The organism is Mycobacterium sp. (assembly GCF_019247615.1).
GTDB lineage: Bacteria > Actinomycetota > Actinomycetes > Mycobacteriales > Mycobacteriaceae > Mycobacterium.
Genome location: NZ_JAFBAT010000218.1, coordinates 1 through 8,495 on the forward strand (window position 1 = coordinate 1; position 8,495 = coordinate 8,495).

The 8,495-nt window shown below is 67.1% G+C and carries 4 protein-coding genes and 2 pseudogenes; 5 read left to right on the top strand and 1 reads right to left on the bottom strand.

From position 1 onward, the window contains the following. Positions 1-228: 228 nt before the first annotated feature. A pseudogene (locus tag JO059_RS14990) lies at positions 229-1,113 on the bottom strand (PirG); the annotation flags it as partial. Between the two features lie 225 nt (positions 1,114-1,338). Here JO059_RS14990 and glf point away from each other — a divergent pair. From glf to aftB, 5 genes and pseudogenes are all read left to right on the top strand, one after another. Further along, a pseudogene (gene glf / locus JO059_RS14995) lies at positions 1,339-2,577 on the top strand (UDP-galactopyranose mutase); the annotation flags it as partial. 89 nt (positions 2,578-2,666) lie between these two features. Further along, entirely contained in the window at positions 2,667-4,562 is a 1,896-nt protein-coding gene (locus JO059_RS15000) for a glycosyltransferase (RefSeq protein WP_293320017.1), read from the top strand. After that, entirely contained in the window at positions 4,555-5,109 is a 555-nt protein-coding gene (locus JO059_RS15005; protein ID WP_293320019.1) for a phosphatase PAP2 family protein, read from the top strand. The genes JO059_RS15000 and JO059_RS15005 overlap by 8 nt, the downstream gene beginning before the upstream one ends. Beyond that, entirely contained in the window at positions 5,106-6,014 is a 909-nt protein-coding gene (locus JO059_RS15010; RefSeq protein ID WP_293320021.1) for a decaprenyl-phosphate phosphoribosyltransferase, read from the top strand. Before JO059_RS15005 ends, JO059_RS15010 begins: the two co-directional genes overlap by 4 nt. After that, positions 6,001-7,977 carry a terminal beta-(1->2)-arabinofuranosyltransferase gene (gene aftB / locus JO059_RS15015; RefSeq protein ID WP_293320023.1) on the top strand — a complete coding sequence of 659 codons (1,977 nt, stop codon included), beginning with the start codon at positions 6,001-6,003 and terminating at the stop codon, positions 7,975-7,977. The genes JO059_RS15010 and aftB overlap by 14 nt, the downstream gene beginning before the upstream one ends. Positions 7,978-8,495 lie beyond the last annotated feature (518 nt).

The following is an 8,495-nucleotide window of genomic DNA, read 5'->3' on the forward strand; positions in this document are numbered from 1 at the left end:
CCCGGCAGTCGCAGGCGGGGCGGCCGCACCGGGCAGACCGCCCGGGAGCGCACCGGCAGCACCGGGCAGGCCGCCCGGGAGCGCAGCAGCCGCGCCGGGCAGGCCGCCCGGGAGCGCAGCGGCCGCGCCGGGCAGGCCGCCCGGGAGCGCAGCAGCCGCGCCGGGCAGACCGCCCGGGAGCGCACCGGCAGCACCGGGCAGAGCCTTCGCGGCACCCGGCAGGGCACCCGCGGCGGCCGGCAACGCGCCGGGCAAGGCACCCGCCGCACCCGGTCCGCCCGCCGCGCCCTGCTGGACGCCCTGCATGATCGCCGGCATCACCAAGCCCTTGAGCAGGTCGATGGCCTGACTCGCGCCCAATTGGTTGGCCGCTTGCATCAGGTCGTTGATGAGACCGCCGCCACCTCCGGAACCATTGCCGGCGGCGGCGGGGGCCCCGATGGGTGAGGTCCCGCCAAGCGTCGACGGATCACCGAGGATCGGGTAGGTGCCGCCGGCGCCCGGGTCCAAGCCGGTCTGCGAGTCGATTGGCACTTCACTGGGCGCCAGGGTCGGGCTGCCGATGTTGCCGGGTGTCAGCCCGGCAGGGCTGGTAAGCCCCGGATTCGAGAGCGCGGGATTCAGGCCCGCTGCCGGCGTTGTCGCCGCCCCGGGCGTCGTGACCCCCGGGGTCGGGGTCGGCACGCCGGGGTTCGCCAGGCTGGGGCTGGTCAAACCGGGGCTCGTCAAACCCGGGCTGGTCAAAGCGGGGCTGGTCAAACCCGGGCTCGTCAAAGCGGGACTGGTCAGACCGGGAGTCGTCGCTGCCGGGCTGGTCAGGCCCGGAGTCCCCAGACCCGGGCTGGTCAGGCCAGGCGTGCCGGCGGCGCCGCCGCCCAAGGCTGGCACCGGGGGCAGGTTGATCCCGAACTGCGACAGCCCCTGGGACAGCGCACCCATCAACTCGCCGGGCAGGTCGGACATCACCGCCGCGCGCTTGAACTCGTGATGCTCGGGCGGCTTGTCGCCGGCGGTCGACTCGTAAACGAGGAAATATGCGCAAGGACTCGCCACTGCCACGGCGGCGACCGCGCTCATGGCTGTCGAAAGCTTGCGTCGGCGTCGGTTCGGCACGGAAGTCTCCTCAATCTGGACAACTGTTCAACTGCGTTATGCGGCGCGTCCTGCCCGTTGCATCCGGCATGAAGCACACAGAATCGATGGTACGAGTGTGATTGTTGTGACTAGAGTGCTGATATTGAATCGTGAGGCAATTGCGCCCTCGCCTGTGACCGGGGATACGAAACCTGCTGGAGCAGTTGTCACCTGCGCGAACCGCGGATTGGTGGGCCTCGCCAAATGGGTCAGGCCCCCGGCGTCGGATACCCTAAGCAACCGATGACTTCTCCTTCTAGTCGCTTTGACCTCTTTGTCGTCGGCTCCGGATTCTTCGGCCTGACCATTGCCGAGCGCGTTGCGACCCAGCTCGGGAAACGCGTGCTCGTGGTCGACCGCCGCCCGCACATCGGCGGCAACGCTTATTCCGAACCCGAGCCCCAGACCGGCATCGAGGTGCACAAGTACGGCGCCCACCTGTTCCACACCTCCAACAAGAGGGTCTGGGATTACGTGCGGCAGTTCACCGAGTTCACCGACTACCGGCACCGCGTTTTCGCCATGCACAACGGGCAGGCCTACCAATTCCCGATGGGACTGGGCCTGGTTTCCCAGTTCTTCGGCAAGTACTTCACACCCGACGAGGCGCGGCAGCTGATCGCGGAGCAGGCCGCGGAGATCAACACCGCCGACGCGCAAAACCTCGAGGAGAAGGCCATCTCGCTGATCGGCCGGCCACTCTACGAGGCGTTCGTCAAGGGTTACACCGCCAAACAATGGCAGACCGATCCGGTCGAGCTCCCAGCCGCCGTCATCAACAGGCTGCCGGTGCGTTACACGTTCGACAATCGCTATTTTAGCGACACCTACGAGGGCCTGCCGGTCGACGGCTACACGGCGTGGCTACAGAACATGGCGGCCGATGACCGCATCGAGGTGAGGCTGAACACCGACTGGTTCGACGTCCGCGACCAACTCCGCGGGGAATCCCCGTCGGCCCCGGTGGTCTACACCGGTCCGCTGGACCGCTACTTCGAATACTCCGAAGGCCGCCTCGGCTGGCGCACGCTCGACTTCGAAGTCGAGGTTTTGCCGATCGGGGATTTCCAGGGCACGCCGGTGATGAACTACAACGATCTCGACGTGCCGTACACCCGTATCCACGAATTCCGCCACTTTCACCTCGAGCGCGACTATCCCACCGACAGGACGGTGATAATGCGGGAGTACTCGCGGTTCGCCGAGGACGACGACGAGCCCTACTATCCCATCAACACCGAGTCCGACCGCGCCTTGCTGGCCGCCTACCGAGCGCGGGCGAAGTCCGAGACGATGTCGTCGAAAGTGTTGTTCGGCGGGCGGCTGGGCACCTACCAATATCTGGATATGCACATGGCCATTGCCAGCGCGCTGAACATGTACGACAACATCCTCGCGCCGCACCTGCGAGACGGCGCACCACTCATGCAAGACGAAGGGGCGAACGCATGCGCGCCAACGACGATGCAGTGGGGGCACCCCCAGCCGCGCAGCGGCGAGGGGGACGAAGCGATGGGGAGGAGTGGCGCTAAATGACCGCGGTCAGCCTGCTGTCGCGAATCATCCTGCCGCGTCCGGGTGAACCCCTCGACGTGCGCAAGCTGTATCTGGAGGAGTCGACCACCAACGCCCGGCGCGCGCACGCGACCACCCGCACCTCGCTGCAGATCGGTGCGGAGTCCGAGGTGTCCTTCGCGACGTACTTCAATGCATTCCCGGCGAGCTACTGGCGCCGCTGGACGATCTGCCGGTCGGTGGTGTTGCGGGTGGAGGTCACCGGCGCCGGGCGCGTGGACGTCTATCGCACCAAGGCCACCGGTGCCCGAATCTTCGTCGAAGGCCACCAGTTCACGGGCACTGAGGATCAACCACAAGTGCTCGAGATCGAGGTGAGTCTCAAGCCCTTCGAAGATGGCGGCTGGATCTGGTTCGACATCACCACCGACAGCAAGGTCACTTTGCTCAGCGGCGGCTGGTATGCAACCGAGCCCGCGCCGGGCACGGCCAACCTCGCCGTCGGGATCCCGACGTTCAACCGTCCCGCGGACTGCGCCAACGCGCTCGCCGAGCTCACCGCCGACCCGCTGGTGGACGAGGTGATCGGCGCAGTGATCGTGCCGGACCAGGGTGTCCGCAAGGTGCGCGACCACCCCGACTTCCCCGCCGCGGCCGCGCGGTTGGGCAGTCGGCTGTCCATTCATGACCAGCCCAACCTGGGTGGGTCGGGCGGCTACAGCCGGGTGATGTACGAGGCCCTGAAAAACACCGACTGCCAGCAGATCCTGTTCATGGACGACGACATCCGCATCGAGCCGGACGCCATCCTGCGGGTGCTGGCCATGCATCGCTTCGCGAGTACGCCGATGCTGGTGGGCGGTCAGATGCTCAACCTTCAGGAGCCGTCGCACCTGCACATCATGGGCGAGGTCGTGAACCCCACCAATTTCATGTGGACCGCGGCGCCGCACGCCGAATACGACCACGACTTCGCCAGGTTCCCCCTGAACGACGACAGCCAGCGAAGCAGGCTCCTGCACCGCCGCATCGACGTCGACTACAACGGCTGGTGGACGTGCATGATCCCGCGGCAGGTCGCCGAGGAGCTGGGGCAACCGCTGCCGCTGTTCATCAAGTGGGACGACGCGGACTACGGCCTGCGCGCGGCCGAGCGCGGGTACCCGACGGTCACGCTGCCCGGCGCGGCGATCTGGCACATGGCGTGGAGCGACAAGGACGACGCCATCGACTGGCAGGCGTACTTCCACCTGCGCAACCGGCTGGTGGTCGCGGCGATGCACTGGGACGGCGACATCACGGGTCTTGTCCGTAGTCACCTGAAGGCGACGCTGAAACACCTTGCCTGCCTTGAGTATTCAACGGTGGCGATCCAGAACAGGGCGATAGACGACTTTCTTGCCGGTCCCGAGCACATATTCTCGATCCTGGAATCGGCGCTGCCGGAAGTGCACCGGATGCGCAAGGAATACCCGGACGCGGTCGTGCTGCCGGCGGCCAGCGAACTGCCGACGCCGCAGAACAGAACCAAGGCGATGAGGCCTCCCGTGAACCCGGTATCCATCGGCTACCGGTTGGCCCGGGGGATCTTGCACAACATGACCAAGGTTGACCCGCAGGCCCACCAGCGGCCGGAGTACAACGTGCCGACCCAGGATGCACGCTGGTTCCGGCTGTGCACGCTCGACGGCGCCACCGTCACGACCGCAGACGGCTGCGGAGTGGTCTACCGGCAGCGCGACCGACGCAAGATGTTCTCGCTGCTGTTTGCATCGCTGCGCCGGCAGCGCCAGCTGGCAAGCAGGTTCGACGAGATGCGCAGGGTGTATCGCGGCGCGCTGCCCGCGCTGTCGAGCAAGCAGAAGTGGGAGACGGTGTTGTTGCCAGCGGCGTTGCCAGCAGAGCATGGCTGATACGGGTCCGCCTCGCGGTGAAGTCGCCGCAATGGTGGCCGTTCAGTCCGCGCTCGCCGGCCGGCCCGGGGTGCTGACCGCGGCGCGGGCACTGTCCCACTTCGGGGAGCACAGTCTCGGCTGGGTGGCGTTGTCATTGCTCGGTGCGCTGGTGACGCCGACACGTCGCCGGGATTGGGTGACTGCAGGCGGCGGCGCGTTCATCGCCCACGCGGCGGCCGTGCTGATCAAACACCTGGTGCGACGCAAGCGGCCCAGTCATCCCGCGGTCTCGGTGAATGTCGGCACGCCTAGCCAGCTCAGCTTCCCCTCTGCGCACGCCACCTCCACCACCGCGGCAGCCATCCTTCTCGGCCGCGTCGGCGGGCTGCCGAAAGGTATGGCGCCCGTGTTGCTCGTCCCTCCGATGGCACTGTCACGGATACTGCTGGGGGTGCACTATCCCAGCGACGTGGCCTTCGGCATCGGGCTCGGTACCGCGGTTGCGGGCATCGCAGGCCTGGGGAGAGGTCCCGGAACAGGTCCCGGAAGAGGTATTGCCGAATGAGTGAAGACGTGGTGACCGGACCGCCGGGGAACCTGATCACCGGCGTCGTCAAGGCGATCCGCCCTCGGCAATGGGTGAAGAACGTGCTGGTGCTGGCCGCGCCGCTGGCCGCGCTGGGCGGACCCGTTCGCTACGACTACGCCGAGGTGCTGAGCAAGGTGTCGGTGGCGTTCGTGGCGTTCTGCCTGGCGGCCTCGTCGATATACCTGGTCAACGACGTGCGCGATGTCGAGGCCGACCGCGAGCACCCCACCAAGAGGTTCCGTCCGATTGCGGCCGGTGTGGTGCCGGAGTGGCTCGCCTACGCTCTCGCGGCGGTCCTGGGGGTGGCCTCGCTGGCGATCTCCTGGCTGCTGACCCCGGATTTGGCGCTGGTGATGGCCGTGTACCTCGGCATGCAATTGGGGTACTGCTTCGGCCTCAAGCACCAAGCGGTGATGGACATCTGCATTGTGTCGTCGGCGTATCTGCTGCGCGCGATCGCCGGGGGTGTGGCCGCGAACATCCCCTTGTCGCAATGGTTTTTGCTGATGATGGCGTTCGGATCGCTGTTCATGGTGGCCGGCAAGCGCTACGCCGAACTGCAGGTCGCCGAGCGCACCGGAGCGGCGATCCGCAAGGCGCTGGAGAGTTACACCAGCACCTATCTGCGGTTCGTCTGGACGATGTCGGCCACCGCCGTCGTGCTGTGCTACGGGCTGTGGGCGTTCGAGCGTGACCGGCATTCGGGTTCCTGGTTCGCGGTGTCGATGGTGCCGTTCACCATCGCGATCCTGCGCTACGCGGTCGACGTCGACGGGGGGCTGGCCGGAGAGCCCGAAGACATCGCGCTACGTGACCGGGTGTTACAGCTGCTGGCGCTGGCATGGATAGCAACAGTCGGAGCCGCGGTTGCCTTCGGCTAGCCCCAGACTGAAGGCGCTCGAGGTGGCAGTGATGCGCCGCCACGGTCCGGTGGTCAAGCGGGTCACTCGGCCGTTGTTCCCTTACTGCGCACTGGTGCGGGTCAGCTTGTGGGTCGGCGTGGCCGTGGTTGCTGCGCTGTTCGCCTGGGGCAGCTGGCAGCGGCGCTGGATCGCCGACGACGGGCTGATCGTGCTGCGCACGGTCCGCAATTTGCTGGCGGGCAACGGGCCGGTCTTCAACCAGGGTGAACGGGTGGAGGCGAACACCTCAACGGCCTGGACCTATCTGATGTATGCGGGCAGCTGGGTCGGCGGGCCCATTCGCATGGAATACGTGGCGCTGGCGCTGGCGCTGGCGCTGTCGGTGGTGGGCGTGGCGCTGCTGATGTTGGGTGCCGGACGGCTTTACGCGCCAGGCCTACGAGGTCGGAGGGCCATCATGTTGCCGGCCGGCGCGTTGGTGTACATCGCATTGCCACCATCGCGCGACTTTGCCACATCGGGCCTCGAGTCCGGGTTGACGCTGACCTACCTGGGGTTGCTGTGGTGGATGATGGTGTGCTGGGCGCAACCGGTGCGCGGCCGCCCGGACAGCCGGGCCTTCCTCGGCGCGCTGGCCTTCGTCGCCGGGTTCAGCGTGCTCGTCCGGCCCGAGCTGGCCCTGATGGGTGGTCTCGCGCTGATCATGGTGCTGATCGCCGCCGGCGACTGGCGGCGGCGGGCCCTGATCGTGGCAGCCGGCGGATTCTTGCCGGTCGCCTACGAGATATTCCGAATGGGCTACTACGGCCTGCTGGTCCCCGGTACGGCGCTGGCCAAGGACGCAGCCGGTGACAAGTGGTCACAGGGCATGATTTACCTCGCCAACTTCAACGGGCCCTACGCGGTGTGGATACCGGTGGTCATCCTCGTGCCGTTGGGGACGCTGTTGACGGCGGCACGCCGCCGTCCGTCGTTCGTGCGGCCCGCACCTGCACCCCACTACGGCCGACTGGCGCGCGCGGTGCGAAGTCCGCCCGCGGTGGTGGCGTTCGTCCTCGTCAGCGGGCTCGTGCAGGGACTCTATTGGATTCGGCAGGGTGGCGACTTCATGCACGCGAGGGTGTTGCTGGCGCCGCTGTTTTGTTTGCTGGCGCCAGTCGCCGTCATCCCGGTGATGGTCCCCGACGGCAGGGACTATTCGCGCGAAACGGGGTATTGGGCGGCCGGCACCGCGAGTTTGCTTTGGCTGGGCGTGGCGGGCTGGTCGCTGTGGGCAGCAAATTCGCCGGGGATGGGCGACGACGCCACGCACGTGACGTACTCGGGGATCGTCGACGAGCGCCGCTTCTACGCGCAGGCCACCGGGCACGCACACCCGCTGACGGCCGCCGACTACCTGGACTATCCGCGGATGGCCGCGGTGCTGACCGCGATCGACAACACCCCCGAGGGAGCGTTGCTGCTGCCGTCCGGCAACTACACCCAGTGGGATTTGGTGCCGATGCTGCCGCCGCCGCCGGGTAGCGGAAGACCCCAAAAACCGCAGCACACAGTGTTTTTCACCAACCTCGGCATGGTCGGCATGAACGTCGGGCTCGACGTGCGGGTGATCGACCAGATCGGGCTGGCCAACCCGATCGCCCAACACACGGAGCGGTTGAAGCACGGCCGCATCGGCCACGACAAGAATTTGTTCCCGGACTGGGTGATCGCCGACGGGCCGTGGGTGAAGTTACCTCCCGGCATCCCAGGCTATTTGGACGTCAACTGGGTCGCCCAGGCGGTGGCCGCCCTGCAATGCCCGGAGACCAAGGCGATGCTGAGCTCCGTGCGCGCGCCAATGAGCTTGCACCGCTTCGTCTCCAACGTCCTGCACTCGTTCGAGTTCACCGGCTACCGGATCGACCGTGTTCCGCTGTACGAACTCGCCCGCTGCGGACTGCCGGTACCCGAGCCGATCCCGTCGCCGCCCCGGGAGTGAGTCGGGCAGAGTCGAAAAAATTTTTCGGTCGGTCGCCATACTGCTCCGTCACGGGAACCCCGAAATTGCCAGCAACTTCACATCTGCGCTCCTACCAGTACTGGATGCGGCCCAAGCACATGCGGAAACGCTGCTCCCGGGGCTAGCGTCCGGCTCCGAAGCCGCCGCGGAACGCGGGCCGGTCGGGGTTTGCCTGATCCGTTCGATGAGAGCGGACCGCCGAACGTGTGGTTGACTACACGGGCACTGCTGCACAGCACGGTGACGAGGCGGGCCGGGGAGGCCCGCGGAGGAACCGGGCAATCGGACACAGCGCGGTGACGAGGCGGGCCGGGGAGGTCCGCGGAGGAACCGGGCAATCGGACACAGCGCGGTGACGAGGCGGGCCGGGGAGGCCCGCGGAGGAACCGGGCAAGGCATGTGCAGTCCGACCCAATTCGACGAAGCGCCCGGCTGAAGGGCGCAGCCGAAAGGATGAGGAAGCAAGGATGACGTTTGTCGACAGGTTTCGCGGCGCC